Annotated in this window: 14 protein-coding genes and 1 pseudogene; 8 read left to right on the top strand and 7 right to left on the bottom strand. The window is 72.1% G+C overall.

The annotated features are described in order from the left end of the window. The first annotated feature begins 4 nt into the window (after positions 1 to 4). Positions 5 to 901 carry an NAD(P)-dependent oxidoreductase gene (locus ACFRFC_RS20985; RefSeq protein ID WP_382678941.1) on the top strand — a complete coding sequence of 299 codons (897 nt, stop codon included), beginning with the start codon at positions 5 to 7 and terminating at the stop codon, positions 899 to 901. A gap of 62 nt (positions 902 to 963) precedes the next feature. Here ACFRFC_RS20985 and ACFRFC_RS20980 read toward each other — a convergent pair whose 3' ends face one another. After that, on the bottom strand, positions 964 to 1335 hold the full coding sequence (locus ACFRFC_RS20980) for a DUF6479 family protein (RefSeq protein WP_382678944.1): 372 nt from the start codon (positions 1333 to 1335) through the stop codon (positions 964 to 966). A 351-nt stretch (positions 1336 to 1686) separates the two neighbouring features. Here ACFRFC_RS20980 and ACFRFC_RS20975 point away from each other — a divergent pair, with 351 nt between their 5' ends. The 4 genes and pseudogenes from ACFRFC_RS20975 (at position 1687) to ACFRFC_RS20960 (ending at position 7701) form a co-directional block, all read left to right on the top strand. Continuing rightward, on the top strand, positions 1687 to 4080 hold the full coding sequence (locus ACFRFC_RS20975) for a tetratricopeptide repeat protein (RefSeq protein WP_383112642.1): 2394 nt from the start codon (positions 1687 to 1689) through the stop codon (positions 4078 to 4080). 793 nt (positions 4081 to 4873) lie between these two features. Next, positions 4874 to 6466 carry a phytoene desaturase family protein gene (locus tag ACFRFC_RS20970; RefSeq protein ID WP_382678950.1) on the top strand — a complete coding sequence of 531 codons (1593 nt, stop codon included), beginning with the start codon at positions 4874 to 4876 and terminating at the stop codon, positions 6464 to 6466. Positions 6467 to 6483: 17 nt separating this feature from the next. Then, positions 6484 to 7332: pseudogene (locus ACFRFC_RS20965) on the top strand (beta-ketoacyl synthase N-terminal-like domain-containing protein); the annotation flags it as partial. Between the two features lie 21 nt (positions 7333 to 7353). Continuing rightward, positions 7354 to 7701 carry a hypothetical protein gene (locus ACFRFC_RS20960; protein WP_383112641.1) on the top strand — a complete coding sequence of 116 codons (348 nt, stop codon included), beginning with the start codon at positions 7354 to 7356 and terminating at the stop codon, positions 7699 to 7701. Positions 7702 to 7875: 174 nt separating this feature from the next. Here the strand turns inward: ACFRFC_RS20960 and gap are convergent, their stop codons facing one another. After that, the gene (gene gap / locus ACFRFC_RS20955) at positions 7876 to 8886 is read right to left on the bottom strand and encodes a type I glyceraldehyde-3-phosphate dehydrogenase (RefSeq protein WP_382678956.1); all 1011 of its coding nucleotides are present in this window, start codon (positions 8884 to 8886) and stop codon (positions 7876 to 7878) included. Between the two features lie 430 nt (positions 8887 to 9316). Here gap and ACFRFC_RS20950 point away from each other — a divergent pair, with 430 nt between their 5' ends. After that, the gene (locus ACFRFC_RS20950; RefSeq protein ID WP_382678959.1) at positions 9317 to 9784 is read left to right on the top strand and encodes a Tn3 family transposase; all 468 of its coding nucleotides are present in this window, start codon (positions 9317 to 9319) and stop codon (positions 9782 to 9784) included. Between the two features lie 199 nt (positions 9785 to 9983). Here ACFRFC_RS20950 and ACFRFC_RS20945 read toward each other — a convergent pair whose 3' ends face one another. Beyond that, entirely contained in the window at positions 9984 to 10841 is an 858-nt protein-coding gene (locus ACFRFC_RS20945; RefSeq protein ID WP_382678962.1) for an aldo/keto reductase, read from the bottom strand. 87 nt (positions 10842 to 10928) lie between these two features. Here ACFRFC_RS20945 and ACFRFC_RS20940 point away from each other — a divergent pair, with 87 nt between their 5' ends. After that, the gene (locus ACFRFC_RS20940; protein WP_382678965.1) at positions 10929 to 11630 is read left to right on the top strand and encodes a TetR/AcrR family transcriptional regulator; all 702 of its coding nucleotides are present in this window, start codon (positions 10929 to 10931) and stop codon (positions 11628 to 11630) included. Between the two features lie 48 nt (positions 11631 to 11678). Here ACFRFC_RS20940 and ACFRFC_RS20935 read toward each other — a convergent pair whose 3' ends face one another. Next, positions 11679 to 11849, bottom strand: a complete 171-nt coding sequence (locus ACFRFC_RS20935; protein WP_383112640.1) for a hypothetical protein — start codon at positions 11847 to 11849, stop codon at positions 11679 to 11681. Between the two features lie 107 nt (positions 11850 to 11956). Between ACFRFC_RS20935 and ACFRFC_RS20930 the strand changes: the two genes are divergently transcribed. Then, entirely contained in the window at positions 11957 to 12751 is a 795-nt protein-coding gene (locus ACFRFC_RS20930) for a recombinase family protein (protein ID WP_382678971.1), read from the top strand. Between the two features lie 208 nt (positions 12752 to 12959). On the opposite strand, the gene ACFRFC_RS20925 is transcribed toward ACFRFC_RS20930, so the two are convergent. From ACFRFC_RS20925 to ACFRFC_RS20915, 3 genes are read right to left on the bottom strand one after another with little or no spacing between them, the layout of a single operon-like run. Next, positions 12960 to 13511: a YciI family protein gene (locus ACFRFC_RS20925; protein ID WP_382678973.1), complete on the bottom strand. Its 552-nt coding sequence runs from the start codon at positions 13509 to 13511 to the stop codon at positions 12960 to 12962. A gap of 43 nt (positions 13512 to 13554) precedes the next feature. After that, positions 13555 to 14358 (bottom strand): hypothetical protein, encoded by an 804-nt coding sequence (locus ACFRFC_RS20920; RefSeq protein ID WP_382678976.1) that lies wholly within the window; start codon positions 14356 to 14358, stop codon positions 13555 to 13557. Further along, complete coding sequence (locus ACFRFC_RS20915; RefSeq protein ID WP_383112639.1) at positions 14355 to 14960, bottom strand: hypothetical protein; 606 nt, start codon at positions 14958 to 14960, stop codon at positions 14355 to 14357. Before ACFRFC_RS20915 ends, ACFRFC_RS20920 begins: the two co-directional genes overlap by 4 nt. Between the last annotated feature and the right edge of the window lie 324 nt (positions 14961 to 15284).

Below are 15284 nucleotides of genomic sequence, written 5' to 3'. Positions count from 1 at the left end.
CACCATGACCGACAAGCTCACCGTGGGTGTCCTGGGCACCGGCATCATGGGCGCCGGGATGGCCCGCAGCCTCGCCCGCGCCGGACACTCCGTGCGCGCCTGGAACCGCAGCCGCGCCAAGGCGGAGCCGCTGGCCGCCGACGGCATCCGGATCGCGGACAGCCCCGCCGAGGCGGTACGGGACGCGGACGCCGTGCTCACCATGCTGTACGACGGCGGCACGGTCCGGCAGGTCATCGCCGAGGCCGCTCCTGGGCTGCGCCCCGGCACGGTCTGGTCCCAGTCGACCACCGCGAGCCCGGAGGATGTCGCCGCGCTGGCCGCCCTGGCCGGGCAGCACGGGGTGATCTGCTACGACGCCCCGGTCCTGGGCACCCGCCAGCCCGCCGAGGCCGGTCAGCTGACCGTGCTCGCCGCAGGACCGGTGGCCGGGCGGGAGCGGATCACGCCGGTCTTCGACGCCATCGGCGCCCGGACCGTGTGGACCGGCGACGACACGGCGGCGGCCACCTCGACCCGGCTCAAGCTGGTCGCCAACGGCTGGCTCGTCACCGCCACCAACGCGACCGGCGAGACCCTCGCCCTGTGCGAGGCGCTCGGCGTGGACCCCGAGCGGTTCTTCGAGGTGATCGCGGGCGGCACGCTCGACATGCCCCTGCTGCACGCCAAGACCGCCCTGCTGCGGGAGGGGCGGCTGAGCCCGGCCCAGTTCGCCGTTTCCACCGCCGCGAAGGACGCGCGGCTGATCGTCGCGGCGGGGGAGCGGCATGGCCTGCGCCTCGATCTGACCGCCGCGAGCGCGGAGCGGTTCGCGCGTGCGCAGGCGCAGGGGCACGGCGACGAGGACATGGCGGCGGCGTACTACGCCAGCTTCGACGGACGGCCGCCTACGGCGGTGTGACCCACGCGCTCGCGGCCGTATGACCCACGGCGGAGTGACCCACGGGTCATCCCGGGGGCCGGTCAGTGGGCGCCGAGCCCGCCCCCGCCGAAGGACCCGCTGCTGCCCTTGCTCCACTTCGGCCGGTCCTTGGACGGGGACGCACTGGGCCGGGTCTGCATATTGGTCAGCTCGTACGGGGTCATCGCCCGTCCGCCCTTGGGCACCTTGGGCACCTCGTCGGGCTCGCGGCTCTCCAGCACCTCGTGGACCGGGCCGTCCTCCGGTGGCCGTGGATGCTCCTCGGGCCGTGGCGTGGGCGGCTCACGGTCCTTGATCCGGTTGCCGAGCCAGAAACTTCCCGCCAGGACGGCCAGGACCGCCACGGCGATCACGAACAGACCGAGGCTGAGCAGTCCGCTCGCCGCGGCCAACTGCATAGGTGCACTGCTCATACCTCATGAATACCCCCAAATGGGTACGGTGACCAGTCGAGGTCCATGGCTCCGAGGCCCGCCGGGACGCCTGCGCCCGGCTGATGACGGAGGTCGCCGCCGCCCCGGCCCGGATCGGGCTGGGGATGCCGTGGGGACGGCGGTAGGGGCCCCGGCCGCGCCCGGCCCCGCCGCTTGCCGCGAGCCGTCCCCGCACGGCTACGCTGGCCCCGCCTCCTGATCACTTTCGGCGGGTCCTGGCCGACTCTGTCGTGGTGCGGGCCCGGCGCCGTTCAAAGTCGGACGGCCGGTCGCCATACTGGACGGGCCAGGGGAGGGCGCGGCAACAGGTGACGGGGGCGACTGCGGGCGATGGCGGAGACCAGGCTGATCCAGGGCCGGTACCGGCTGCTCGACCTGATCGGGCGCGGCGGCATGGGCGAGGTGTGGCGGGCGCGTGACGAGTCGCTGGGACGGCAGGTGGCCGTCAAGTGCCTGAAGCCGATGGGCCCCCAGCACGACCCGTCCTTCACCCGCGTCCTGCGCGAACGCTTCCGCCGGGAGGCCCGGGTGGCCGCCGCGCTGCAACACCGCGGGATCACGGTGGTGCACGACTTCGGCGAGTCCGAGGGCGTGCTGTTCCTGGTGATGGAACTGCTGGAGGGCCGCAACCTCAGCCAGCTGCTGGACGACAACCGGCAGCACCCGCTGGCCGTCGACGATGTCGTCGAGATAGCGGACCAGGTCGCCGCCGCCCTCGCCTACACCCACCAGCAGGGCATCGTGCACCGCGACCTGAAGCCCGCCAACATCGTCCGGCTCGGCGACGGCACCGTGAAGATCTGCGACTTCGGCATCGCCCGGCTCGGCCATGACATCGGCTTCACCTCCAAGCTCACCGGCACCGGCGTGGCGATGGGCACCCCGCACTACATGTCCCCCGAGCAGATCGGCGGCAGCGAGGTCGACCAGCGCAGCGACCTCTACTCCCTGGGCTGTGTGCTGTACGAGATCGCCACCGGCGTGCCGCCGTTCGACCTCGGCGACCCCTGGGCGATCCTCGTCGGCCACCGCGACACCGCGCCCACCCCGCCCCGCACCCACCGCGCCGAACTCCCCGCGTACCTGGAGGAGATCATCCTCGACCTGCTCGCCAAGCAGCCCGACGAGCGCCCGGACGACGCCCGCGAACTGGGCCGCCGGATCAACGCGGCCCGCGCCACACCCGTCCGGGTGCCGACCCTGGCCGCCACCCGCCCCCAGCCCGGCGTACGTACCGCCACTCCCGGCCCCCGCCCGACGACGCCCGGCCCCCGGCCCGCGCCCGAACCCGCCGCCCCGGCCGGCCGGCTGCCCGCCTGGACCCGGGGCATGACCACCGGCCACAAGGCCACCGGCGCCGGACCGCACCCCACCCCGCCGGACACCTGGGCGGCCCTGACCGGCGACTGGACCGCCCGCCCGGACACTGGCCGTTTCGCCGAACCCGACCGCGCCGAACCCGACCGCGCCGAACCCGACCGCGCCGAACCCGTCCGCGCCGAACCCGACCGCGCCGAACCCGTCCGCGCCGAACCCGTCCGCGCCGAACCCGTCCCCGGGGGCCCGCCCACCCCGTCCCCCGAGGTGCTCGCCGACCTCGCCGGCCGGCACCACGCCGGGCTCGGCCTCGGCCGTCTCGGCCGCTGGTCCGAGGCCGGTGAGGCGCACCGCGCGGTCGCCGCCGAACGCGAGCGGCTGCTCGGCCCCGGCCACCCCGACACCCTCGCCAGCCGCTACGAGATCGCCTTCACCCTCAGCCGCACCGGCCACGCCGCCGACGCGCTCGCCGAGTACACCCAGGTCGCCGAGGCCCGCCACCGCGCCCTCGGCCCCGGCCACCCGGACACCCTCGCCGCCCAGCAGGAGATGGCGTACGTACTGGGCCAGCTGGGGCGGCCCTCCGACGCGCACGAGGTCTACACCTCCGTCCTCGCCGCCCGCGAGCACGCCATGGGCCCCGACCATCCCGACACCCTGCGCTGCCGCCACAACCTCGCCTTCAACCTCTCCCGGCTCGGCCGCCTGGACGAGTCGTACCACATGGCCCGCGAGGTCGCCGACGCCCGCGCCCGGGTCCTCGGCCCACAGCACCCGGACACCCTCGTCACCCGCTACGAGGTCGGCTACGCGCTCGGCCAGCTGGGAAACTGGGCGCAGGCCCTCCAGGCATACCGCGAGGTCGCCGAAGCGCGGGCGCGTGCGCTGGGCCCCGACCACCCCGACACCCTCGCCGCCCGCTACGAGATCGGCATCAGCCTCGGCCGCCTCGGCCGCAGCGCCGAAGCCCTCACCCTCTACCGCGCCCTGGCCGCCGACCGCACCCGCGTGCACGGCCCCGCCCACCCCGAGACCCTCCGCGCCCGCCACGGCCTCGGCGTCAACCTCGGCCGGCTGAACCTTTGGGAGGAGGCGCTCACCGAGTCGGGGGACGTCTGCGCGATCCGCGAGCGGACCATGGGCCCCGACCATCCGGACACCCTGGTCTCCCGCCGCGAGGTCGCCGTCGGCCTCGGCTGGCTGGGCCGCTGGGCCGACGCGCTCGCCGAGTACCGCCGGGTCGCCGAGGCCCGCGAACGCGTCCTGGGCGCCGCCCACCCCGACACCCTCGCCAGCCGCAACGACGAGGCCCACTGCCTGGAACAACTGGGCCGCACCGCGGAGGCAGGCCAGCTGTACCGCCACATTGCCGCTCTGCGGGGGCAGGGGGCGTCGGGTGGGGGTTGAGGCGAGTGGGTGGGGGGCGTGGCGGGTGGTTTGGGTGGTGGGGTGGGGTTGAGCCTGGCGGCTCGGCCGGTGCGGCGCGGGTGAACCTGGCGGTTCGCCCTCGGCCGGTGCGGCGGGGGTGAACCTGGCGGTTCGCGCGGTGCGGCCGGGCTGAATCCGGCGGCTCCTGCCGGCCGGCCGGCGGCTGAACGCGCCGAGAGGCTGCCGTCCGGGGGAGGTGGGGCGGCTGCTCGGCGTCCGGGGCTTCCGGCTGGGGTTGGGTGCCCGCCGCCCGGGTTGTCCGGCGGTCGCTGAACCCGCCGACTCGTGGGTTTCGGCGGGGGCGGGTGTGTGGTGCGTGCCGTCCCGTCTCGGTCCTTGTGGCGGGGGCCGGGTGTCTGCCGTCCCGCCTCGCCACGGGGCCGGGTCTCTGCTGCCCGCGCCTTCCCCGCCGGGCCGGGTGCCTGCTGCCCGCGCCTTCCCCGCCGGGCCGGGTGCCTGCCGCCCGCACCTTCCCCGCCGGGCTCGGCAACGCTGTCGCCCGCCTGTCGGAGACGGATGTGCCGTCTCCCGCATCGGGCGGCCCCCGGTCTCGCGTGACTGCCCGCGTCGGGCGGCCCCCCCCGCCTCCCGCCCTCTCCTCGTGCCGGGTGGCCCCCGGCTCCCCTCCCATCCCCCGCGCCAAGGCGGCCCGCCGCCCTCCCCCCTCCCGCCTGGGGCCGCGCCCCACCACCTCCCCCCACCCCCACCACCCGCATCCCCTCACCCCCTGGCCCCCTGGCCCATCGCGATCACCTCGTGTTAACAAGAAGCCATGCCTGCTGACGAGGGAACCGGGTCCGTGACCGTCCATGACGCCGTGATCGTCGGTGGCGGGCACAACGGGCTGGTCGCCGCCGCCTATCTGGCGCGGGCGGGGCGATCCGTGCTGGTGTTGGAGCGGCTCGGGCATGTGGGGGGTGCGGCTGTTTCGTCGCGGCCGTTTGCCGGGGTCGACGCGCGGCTGTCGCGGTACTCGTATCTGGTCAGTCTGCTGCCCGGGAAGATCGTGCGGGATCTCGGCCTGGACTTCCGGGTCCGGCGCCGGACCATCTCCTCGTACACGCCCGCCGAGCGCGACGGGCGGCCGACCGGACTGCTGGTCGGGGGTGGTGAGGAGCGGACCCGTGCGGCCTTCGCCCGGCTGACCGGTGGTGAGGGGGAGTACGCGGCCTGGCGGCGGTTCTACGGGATGACGGGCCGGGTCGCCCGGCGGGTGTTCCCCACGCTGACGGAACCGCTGCCCACGCGTGCGGAACTGCGCCGGAGGGTGGACGACGAGGAGGCTTGGCGGACGCTGTTCGAGGAGCCGATCGGGGTCGCCATCGAGCGGGAGTTCCGTGATGACCTGGTGCGCGGGGTCGTCCTCACGGACGCGCTCATCGGGACGTTCGCCGACGCCCACGACAGCGGCCTCCGGCAGAACCGGTGCTTCCTCTACCACGTCATCGGCGGCGGCACCGGCGACTGGGACGTCCCCGTCGGCGGCATGGGCGCCCTCACCGACGCCCTCGCCGACGCGGCCCGCAAGGCGGGTGCCGTCATCGCCACCGGCCATGACGCCGTACGGATCGACACCGACGGGCGGCGGGCGGAGGTGACGTACCGGACGCGGGACGGCGAAGGCGTCGCCGCCGCCCGGCACGTCCTGGTCAACGCCTCCCCGCAGCAGCAGCTCGCCGCGCTCACCGGCGACGCCCCGTCCGAGGCGGCCGAGGGCGCCCAGCTCAAGGTCAACATGCTGCTCACCCGGCTGCCCAGGCTCCGCGACCGCTCCGTCGACCCGCGCGAGGCGTTCGCCGGTACGTTCCACATCGCCGAGGGGTACGGGGAACTGGCCGCCGCCCATGCCCAGGCCGCCGCCGGCCGGCTGCCCGTCGCGCCGCCCTCGGAGATCTACTGCCACTCGCTCACCGACCCGACGATCCTCGCCCCGGACCTCGCCGCGAGCGGCCATCACACCCTCACCCTCTTCGGACTGCACACCCCGGCCCGGCTCTTCGCCGACGACAACGACGCCGTACGGGACGAGCTGCTGGCCGCGACCCTCGCCCAGCTCGACGCCCACCTCGCCGAACCGATCGCCGGCTGCCTGGCCACCGACGCCGACGGCAGGCCCTGCATCGAGGCCAGGACCCCGCTGGACCTGGAACGCGATCTCGGACTTCCCGGCGGCAACATCTTCCACCGCGAGCTGTCCTGGCCCCACGCCGACGACCGCACCGGCCGCTGGGGCGTGGAGACCCCGCACCCCAACGTCCTGCTGTGCGGGGCGGGCGCCGTGCGCGGGGGAGGGGTGAGCGGGGTGCCCGGGCACAACGCGGCGATGGCGGTGCTCGCCGACGAGGCCGACTCGTCGGCCGGCTGACCAGCTGCTGACCAGCCGTGCGGGAGGCGCGTCGGCGGCTGCGTGAGAACGAGCGGCGGGCGCATGGGACGAACGTCGTGGTGGGTGTCGGCTGCCGCTGTCCCGGCGGTGTCACCAGCCCCGAGGAGCTGTGGGAGCTGGTCGCGTCGGGCACCGACGCCGTGTCCGGTTTCCCCGCCGACCGCGGCTGGGACACCGACGCGCTGTACGACCCCGACCCGGACGCCCCCGGCAAGACCTACGCCCGCACCGGCGGATTCCTCCACGACGCCGCCGACTTCGACCCCGGCTTCTTCGGCATCGGCCCGCGCGAGGCCCTCGCCATGGACCCGCAGCAGCGGCTGCTGCTGGAAACCTCCCACGAGGCCGTCGAACGGGCCGGGATCGTCCCGGCCGCCCTGCGCGGCAGCCGCACCGGCGTGTTCGCCGGGGTGATGTACAACGACTACGCCACCCGGCTCACCTCCGCCCCCGACGACCTGGACGGCTACCTCGCGGGCGGCAGCGCCGCCAGCATCGCCTCAGGCCGCGTCGCCTACGCCCTCGGCCTGGAAGGCCCGGTAGTCACCCTCGACACCGCCTGCTCCTCCTCCCCGGTCGCCCTGCACTGGGCCGTCCGCGCCCTCCAGGCCGACGAGTGCTCGCTCGCCCTGGCCAGCGGGGTGACCGTGATGTCCACGCCGGAGACGTTCGTCGACTTCAGCCGACAACGCGGCCTCGCGCCCGACGGCCGCTGCAAAGCCTTCGCGGCGGCGGCCGACGGCACCGGCTGGGGCGAGGGCGCCGGCATGCTGCTGCTGGAGTGGCTCGCCGCCGCCCGCCGCCACGGCCACCCGGTGCTCGCCGTCATCCGCGGCAGCGCCGTCTGAGCGTGCGAGCATGAATTCATGAACGAACTCCCGAAGTTACCGTTCGACAATCCCGCCGCGATAGGCGTAGCGCCCAGGATGCGCGCACGCCAGCAGGAGGGGCCGATCGCCAGGGTGCGGACCGCCGGTGACGACCACGACACCGAGGCCACCGAGCATCCCCGGATGCGCGACCTGCTCGTGCCCCGGTTCTCCACGCGCCGGATGCGCCTGATGAAGCCCCGGATCGAGCACCATGTGGACGAACCGCTCGACGAGATGGCCGCCGGCTCGACGACCTCGGCTCACCCGGCGGCGCGGTCGGCCTCGGCCCGGTCGAACGCGACCACCCGCTCGTCGCCGGACAGCCGGTTCCGTACGGCATGAGCCGCCGCGACGCGCTGAGGGGCCTCGGCCTCTCCCGGGAGTAACTGCGCTGCCTGGCCGCCGAATTGGGCCGCACCGGCAGCGGCGGAGCGCGCCGGTCCGGCGCCGGAATGCCGAGGGGCCGGTACCGGAGAGATCCGGTACCGGCCCTTCAGCGTTCAACGCCCGACGCCGTCAGGCGGCCGCGCCTCCGACCAGCCGGGTCGTGTCGACGAGGCGGTTGGAGAATCCCCACTCGTTGTCGTACCAGCCGAAGATGTGCACGTGCCGTCCCTCGATGACCTGGGTGAGCAGGGAGTCGAAGATGCACGAGGCCGGGTCCCGGACGATGTCCGCCGAGACGACCGGGTCCGCGGTGTAGCGCAGGATCCGCGACAGCTCTCCCTCCGCCGCCTTGCGGAACAGCGAGTTGACCTCCTCCACCGTCGTCTCGCGGTTCACCCGGACGGTCAGGTCGGTGAGCGAGCCGACGGGGACGGGAACCCGCACCGAGTACCCGTCGAGCTTGCCCTGGAGGGTGGGGAGCACGAGGCCGATCGCACTGGCGGCGTTGGTGGTGGTCGGGATGGTGCTGAGGTTGGCCGCGCGGGCTCGCCGGGGGTCGGGGTGCGGGCCGTCCTGGAGGTTCTGGTCCTGGGTATAGGCGTGGATCGTGGTCATGGTGCCGTGCTCGATACCGAGCCCGTCGTCGAGCACCTTGGCCATCGGCGCCAGGCAGTTCGTCGTACAAGAGGCGTTGGAGACGATCGTGTGCCGCTCGGCGTCGTACAGGTGGTCGTTGACACCCATGACCAGGGTGAGGTCCGCGTTCTTCGCCGCGGCGGAGACGACCACCTTCTCGGCCCCGGCGTCGATGTGTGCCCGCGCCTTGGCGGCGTCGTTGAACACGCCCGTCGACTCGATGACAACGTTGACGCCGAGACGGCGCCAGGGCAGCTGGCCGGGGTCACGCTCGCTGAGGACCTCGATCACGGTGTCCCCGACCCTGATCGACGAGCCTTCGACCGTCACCTGCTGCGGCAGCACCCCGTACACACTGTCGTACTTCAGCAGGTTCGCCAGGGTCTGCGCGCCGGCCAGGTCGTTGACCGCGGCCACCCGGATGTCGGCGCCGGACGCGAGCAGGGCGCGGAAGTAGCCACGGCCGATGCGGCCGAAGCCGTTGATTCCCACAGTGATTGTCATGATTCCCGTCCTCGGTACTGGGAGCCCCGCGGCGCTGGCCGCGGGGGGTGTCGTGCTCGGTAGACGGCGGTGTCTCCTCGCGCAAAAGGATATCGCCCGACACGGCGACGGTGCGCGGCGGGAGCAGCGTCGGTGGGGCGTCGGGATCTCCCGGAGGAGCTTCGATCCGCACCCGCGGCCCCGGCCGCACCGGGTCGATGGTGGCGGGCGGTCAGGGGTTCACGCCGACGGCGTCCTGCGGCCGGACGATCACCTGCCGGGTCAGATGGGCGGGCCCCAACTACCCTTCCCACCAAGGAGAATGGCGCGGATACTACTCCCGTGAGCCATCAAGGCCCCCACGCTCGGCGAGGCCCGAACCGCTGACCCCCGTGATGACCCGGCGCCGACCTCAAGGTGATCGCGGCGCCCCGGCTGGTCCCGCGCGCGGATGCCCCCAGGTGCCACCGGATCCAGCCATCTCCCCGCGTGCCACACCGGCCCAGATGGATTGCATAAGCAAATATGCGGACCGATTTCATACGTTCCCCTGCCAAGCCCCGCCGGGGACTGGTGTGGGAGGTCCGGAGGGGCAACCGGACTGCCCTTAGGGGCGGTTAGGGGTCCGGCGGAAGAGTCCCAGGAGGTCAGCATGCTCGCGCTGCACCTGCTCCAGTCCGCGCTGGTGCACGTCAACACGCTGCTGATGCAGGAGGTCCTGGCCGACCCGAGGTGGGCCGACAAACTCACCGACGCGGACCGCAGGGCGCTGTCACCGCTGTTCTGGACCCATGTGAATCCGTACGGCCGGTTCGAGCTGGACATGAACAGCCGCCTCGATCTGAACCTGACCGCGCGAGCGCTCGCGCGGCCCCGGCCGCGCGGCCCGCAGGCGCAGGGCGCCGCAGCCCAGGCTTGACGGGGTTGCACCGCGCCCGCTGCGGCCAGGGCCGCGCGGGCACCGTCCGCCATCAGGGGTAGGCACGAAAGGGCTGGGCGGTATTCAGTAGCGAGCGCCGTAGCAGCCCGATGGCAGCTTTGTCTGGCTGGTCGTCAGAGTTCGCGCTCCAGCTCGTCTGCGGCGAGATCGGCGGCTCGTTCATCGGCTGCTCTGAGCGTCATGTGGGCTGGATGAGGACCGCTTTCGACTCGTCGACGAGTTCGGTCAGGCGAGTGACCTCGACCTCGGTCAGGTGTTCGGCGACCTCAGCAGCAGCGACGTTCGCGCGCAGGTGCTCGGGATTGCTCGTGCCGGGGATGACGACCATGGAGGGCGACCGGCGCAGCAGCCAGGCCAGCGCGACCTGGGCCGGTGTGGCGTGCAGGCGTTCGGCAGGGCCGGTCAGTTCGTGGTAGCTGCTCAGTCGTCCGGCGGCCAGCGGGAAGTAGGGGATGAACAGGATGCCCTGGGCTTCGCAGTCGGCGAGGACCTGTACTCCGCTGCGGTCAAGCAGGTTGAAGCGGTTCTGGACCGCCGCGATCGGGGTCATCTGCTGGGCGCGAGCCAGCATCTGTGGGGATGCTCCGGAGAGGCCGATACGGCGGATGAGTCCCTTGTCGCGCAGCTCGACGAGGACGCCGAGCGACTCCTCGATCGGGATGTCCTGGTGCGCGCCGGGTGTGTCGCCGACGAGCCGGAGGTAGGTCAGCTCGCTCGCTTGCGTTCCCATGTCGGTCAGAGCTTCGTGGACCTGGCGCCGGACCGTTTCGGGGCGGCCGTCGACGATCCAGGACTGGTCCAGGCCGCGCTCGGCACCTACCTTGTTGCCCACGATCACGCCTTCGGGAAACGGCCGCAGGGCTTGGCCGATCAACTGGTTCACCGTTCGTGGACCGTAAGCGTTCGCGGTGTCGAAGAAGGTCACACCCAGCTCCACGGCCAGGCGCAGCACCTGACTTGCCGACTCCAGGTTCTCCGGGAACCCCCAGACCTTCGGCCCCGCGAGCCGCATGGCGCCGTATCCCACACGATTCATCGAATCTCTCCCGCCGTATCACTGCAACGCCCTGGCGCGTATCACTGTGCGAACCATTGATACGCCTGATGGCGTATCGTTGCAACCGTGGATGACGCGAAGACCCGCAGCCGTCGGCAGATCCTGGACGTGGCAGCCGAACTCCTGGAACGGGAGGGCGCCCAGGCGCTCTCCACCCGCGCCGTCGCGGCAGCGGCGGGCATCCGGGCAGCATCCCTCTACCAGCTTTTCGGCGACAAGGACGGGCTCCTCTCGGCGCTGGCCATTCACGCCTTCGACCTCTACCTGGCGCAGAAGCACACCCTGGCGCCGAGCGGCGACCCGGTCGAGGACATGCGCCGCGGATGGGACATGCACGTCGACTTCGGCCTGGAGCACCCCGCCTTCTACCTGCTGATGTACGGCACCGACCGCCCCGGCCGCGTCCCGCCCGCAGCACGGGAGGCCGAGAAGCTCCTGATGGGCTTCCTCGACCGGGCCGCCCATGACGGCCGCCTGCGGGTACCACCCGTCCTCGCCGCTCGCCTCATGCTGGCAGCCGTCACCGGAATCACGCTTTCGCTGATCAGCGCCGCCGGGAGCGACCGCGACCCGGAAGTCTCCACGCGTATGCGGGAAGCACTCATCGACGCCCTCGCCACCCATGCGAGTCCGACCCCCGATGCCACCCTCGCCTCGCGCGCCCTCGCACTCGACGCGGCTCTTGCCCGGGCCGATCAAGCCACCCTCCCGCTCCGTCCCGTCGAGACCGCACTCCTGCACGACTGGCTTCAGCAACTCGCCCGCTAGCGTGATCGTCGACATCGGGTGAATGGCGATGACGAGTGGGTGCGCTGATCAGCGGCCGGCCGTGGCCACCGCATACAGCGCGTCCGCGTCGCCGGCGCACGGAGACTCCGTGCAGCGGGACGCGCCGCCCTTCATCCGCTGGACGACGAAGATCACCACCTCGCCGTACGACGTGCCGCGACTTTCCCCTCGCACCCAGCGGAGGTCGCAGCCGAACATGGGGCGACCATGTCACAAACGACTGCCGCTCGCGTTCCGGCGCGGTCGCCGGCACCTACCACACCGGCCGCTTCACGAAGGTGCCCCGACTCGCCAAGCTCCTGCGCGTGCCGAAGCCCGCCGACCGCGGGCCGGGTCAGCCCTGGCGGCCCGGCACCCCCGTCCCAACGCCGGCCGACCCGGACACCCCGAGCGCGGACATTCGCATCGGGTACGCCCGGTGCTCCAGCCTCACCCAGGAACTCCAGTCGCAGCTCGACGCCCTCGCCACCAAGAACATCCCCCGGGACAAAATCTTCTCCGAGAAGATCAGCACCCGGGTACGAGTCCGCCCGCAGTTCGAAGCCGCGCTCACCGCCGCCCGGGAGATCAAGGCACACGCCCCGCACTGCCGCGTGATCTTCACCGTGTACGAGATGAAACGCCTGGGACGCGACGCTGCCGAGCTGACCGCCCTCGCCGACCACCTCACCGCCCACGGCTCGGTGCTGGAGATGCTCGCCGGGCCCCTGGCCGGGATCTACGACCCCACCGGACCCGGCCGCCTGCTGTTCGGCTTTTTCGCGGCGATGGCGGAGACCGAGCGAGAGAACATCCGCGAGGCCACCCTCGAAGGACTCGATGCCGCCTCCCGCAAGGGCAAGCACGGCGGCCGGCCTCCGGTGATCACCGATGACATGCCGCACACCGTGCTCCGCCGTCGCGCGAACGGCGAGATCGTCGAGGCCATTCAGCCCGACCTACTCATCCCCACCGGCCGCCGGAAGGGCCAGAACCCCAGTCTGTCGAGCATCTACCGGGCACTCGCCGAGCACGAGAAGGTCCAGGCTTACCCGGAAGCCGTCGCGACGGCACACGCCGACTTCGCCGCCCTCCAGCAGCGCAACCGCAGCCCCAAGTAGTCACTCAGCGCTACACGCCACTTGACGGTAGCTATACGAGAACAGGGCCCGGATCCCCGTGGGCTCGGGGAAACTGAAAGTTGTTCAGCGTGAACCCACGGGTGCGCCAGTATGCGTCAGGCCGATCCATCCGCGGGTTCGGGAGAAACACGGGGATACCGAGCGATCCAACGGACTTCCGCGGTGACGTCGGACTGGACGTCCTCCGTCAGGAGGGCCGCCCGCCGAACTGCCAGTTGTGCACCTCGATGTCGGCATACCGGTCCGGGGTCAGGATCGCCCGTGCCGTCTCCGGGTCCGGCGCCCGGAGCAACACCGCCGTGCCCAGCCAGGTGGTGCCGTCGTCGGACAGCAGCGGCCCGTAGGCGATCAGCTCGTCCCGGTCATGCGGCACTGCGAGGTCGGCGGCCTGCCCTGTGCCGAGGCCGAGCACCAGATACCGGTTGCCGCCGGTCCGGCCGCCGGGGAAGTCCCACATGGTGCGCCCCAGCGTGTTGTGCCACCGTCGCAGCAGCACGTCCCGGTAGGCGCCGGCCTGGTAGCTCGGCTCATCGAAGGCGAAAGCGCGGGCAGCGGCGGGATCGGGCAGGTCGACGATGTGCACGCTTCCGGTGGGTGTGTCGCCGTCGTCGGCGAGGGTTGGGCCCCGGGCGATCATCTCCTTCGCGTACCGGTCCATGTAGGACCAGTGATCTTCCAGCAGCTCGTCACGCAGCGGCAGGGAGCCGGGCCGGTCGCGGTGGTAGCAGAGGAACTCCATGCCCACAGGGTCTCTTCAAGGAGGTAACCAGGGCGAGCGATTTTCACCGCGATGACTGCTCGGCCGCCTCACCCAGAAGCACCCGTGCCGACTCCGCGTAGCGGATGGCCGTCGTCTCGTCGATGCCGAAGACGAGGGACAGGTGGAGCGGGTCGAGGGTGGCGGTGAGGTTGCGGGTGGCCCGGGTGGTCCAGAGCTTGCCGGCCGGGCCGAGCTCGACGGCCGTCTTCTGAGTGATCAGCAGGTGGGGGTTGGCCGTGTTCGGCCAGCGGCTGCGACGGTAGTCCAGCCGGTCCAGGACCGCGCGGTGGCTGAGGTCGTCGAGCGGGCGGACGTGGCCGCCGACGGTGATGCGCCGGTTGCCCAGTTCGACATCCTCCAGCTGCATGGTGCGGATCATCTTCGGCCGTGCCGCGTGAACGGCGGCCAGAGCGACGATGAGCCGGATGTCCGGGGTGGTGGCGGTGGCGATGGCCTCGTCGATGGCCTCGTCGATGTCCGCCTGGACAAGAGCCTGGAGGACACCGCCGGTCTGCCGGGGGACACGGATGCGGATCGTGGGGTTGCGGAAGATCTGGCCGCTCTTCTTCGCGTGCCGGAACAGTGACCGCGGTGCGACGATCCGGTTTTCGCGCTGTTTGCCGGTGACGGTGTCCCGGGCCGCGAGGATGTCGTCCCGGGTGACTTCCCGCAGGTGATCGTAGCGGTCGGACCACTCCAGCAGCACCGGCTGGATCTCACCCAGGTAGGCCCAAGTCGTATGCCGGGACCTGGGCTCGGACCGCGGGCCACCATCGAGGAGAGTACGAACCCAGGCTTCGACGGCGCGATGGATGCCCGGGGTCATACCGTCGAGTATCGGATCGGCTCACCTTCGCGATAGCCGGACAGCCCGATGACCAGGGCTCGGTTCACATCGCTGGTGATCCAGCGGCTCCAGCCGCGGGCCTCTCCCAGCGCCCGAGCGGCCTGCCGGGCCCGGACCAGCCAGGGGTTGGCCAGGTGGGCGTGGAGTTCCCGGTCGAACCGGCGGAAGTCCCGAGTGGCAGTGAACAGCGTCAGTTGCGTTGCCTTCGTCAGGCGGTGTGGTTCGGGAAGCGGTGGCGGCTTCAGGACGCGCCGCCCGGCCTTGCCGACCCGGGGGCCGCCGTTCTTGGGCCGCTGGAGGTTTGCGAAGAACAGCTGCTGACAGGTCACCTGTCGCAGGTACGGCTCGATCACCGAAGCCTTGCCGCTGGCCTTGATCGCCCAGGTCGCCTGAGCCCGGCATAGCCGGCAGTAGCCGTGCTTGTTATCGACCGGCGCCTGCCGCCGGCAGCCGACGCACTCGCCGACGGCGTGCAGCTGGCCGTAGGTGTAGCAGCCGCGGCAGAACCGGCCGGGCAGCTGTCCCCAGGCGAAACAGCCTGTGCAGGAGGCCGCCGGCTTGTTCTCGCTGATCTTCCCCATGGTGATGGTGCCCAGGTCACATCGGCGGCAGCGAACGGCCGACAGGTGCATCGCAGGTGCCCCCTAGATTCTTTCTCCGAGTGGTCGCGCGCTGTCCCGCCCATTCCGTCACGAGCCGGTCACCTCGGCCCGGAGAAGCCCGGTGCGCCGCTGTCCGGCGGTGATGTCGCCCCCCATGAACGTGAGCGGAACGGCTGTGCGGCCGGCTGTCTTCCCGGGGGAAGTCGGGGTGAGCACACCGTACGACCACGAGGTGGTCGAAAGTCCGACGGGCAGAATGATTCGGACGGATTGCTGCCGACTTTCATTCGGGTCATCCGCGAG

This window comes from Streptomyces sp. NPDC056734 (assembly GCF_042790455.1).
Lineage (GTDB): Bacteria > Actinomycetota > Actinomycetes > Streptomycetales > Streptomycetaceae > Streptomyces.
The sequence above is the reverse complement of the archived record's forward strand: the minus strand, read 5'-3'. Positions and strand labels throughout refer to the sequence as shown.

Coding starts and splice junctions, on each gene's coding strand:
- ACFRFC_RS20980 (WP_382678944.1), bottom strand. CDS start 1,335: ATGAGCAGTGCACCTATGCAGTTGGCCGCGGCGAGCGGACTGCTCAGC.
- ACFRFC_RS20920 (WP_382678976.1), bottom strand. CDS start 14,358: ATGACCCCGGGCATCCATCGCGCCGTCGAAGCCTGGGTTCGTACTCTC.
- ACFRFC_RS20925 (WP_382678973.1), bottom strand. CDS start 13,511: ATGGAGTTCCTCTGCTACCACCGCGACCGGCCCGGCTCCCTGCCGCTG.
- ACFRFC_RS20935 (WP_383112640.1), bottom strand. CDS start 11,849: ATGTTCGGCTGCGACCTCCGCTGGGTGCGAGGGGAAAGTCGCGGCACG.
- ACFRFC_RS20915 (WP_383112639.1), bottom strand. CDS start 14,960: ATGGGGAAGATCAGCGAGAACAAGCCGGCGGCCTCCTGCACAGGCTGT.
- ACFRFC_RS20950 (WP_382678959.1), top strand. CDS start 9,317: ATGCCCCCAGGTGCCACCGGATCCAGCCATCTCCCCGCGTGCCACACC.
- gap (WP_382678956.1), bottom strand. CDS start 8,886: ATGACAATCACTGTGGGAATCAACGGCTTCGGCCGCATCGGCCGTGGC.
- ACFRFC_RS20975 (WP_383112642.1), top strand. CDS start 1,687: ATGGCGGAGACCAGGCTGATCCAGGGCCGGTACCGGCTGCTCGACCTG.
- ACFRFC_RS20985 (WP_382678941.1), top strand. CDS start 5: ATGACCGACAAGCTCACCGTGGGTGTCCTGGGCACCGGCATCATGGGC.
- ACFRFC_RS20970 (WP_382678950.1), top strand. CDS start 4,874: ATGCCTGCTGACGAGGGAACCGGGTCCGTGACCGTCCATGACGCCGTG.
- ACFRFC_RS20960 (WP_383112641.1), top strand. CDS start 7,354: ATGAACGAACTCCCGAAGTTACCGTTCGACAATCCCGCCGCGATAGGC.
- ACFRFC_RS20945 (WP_382678962.1), bottom strand. CDS start 10,841: ATGAATCGTGTGGGATACGGCGCCATGCGGCTCGCGGGGCCGAAGGTC.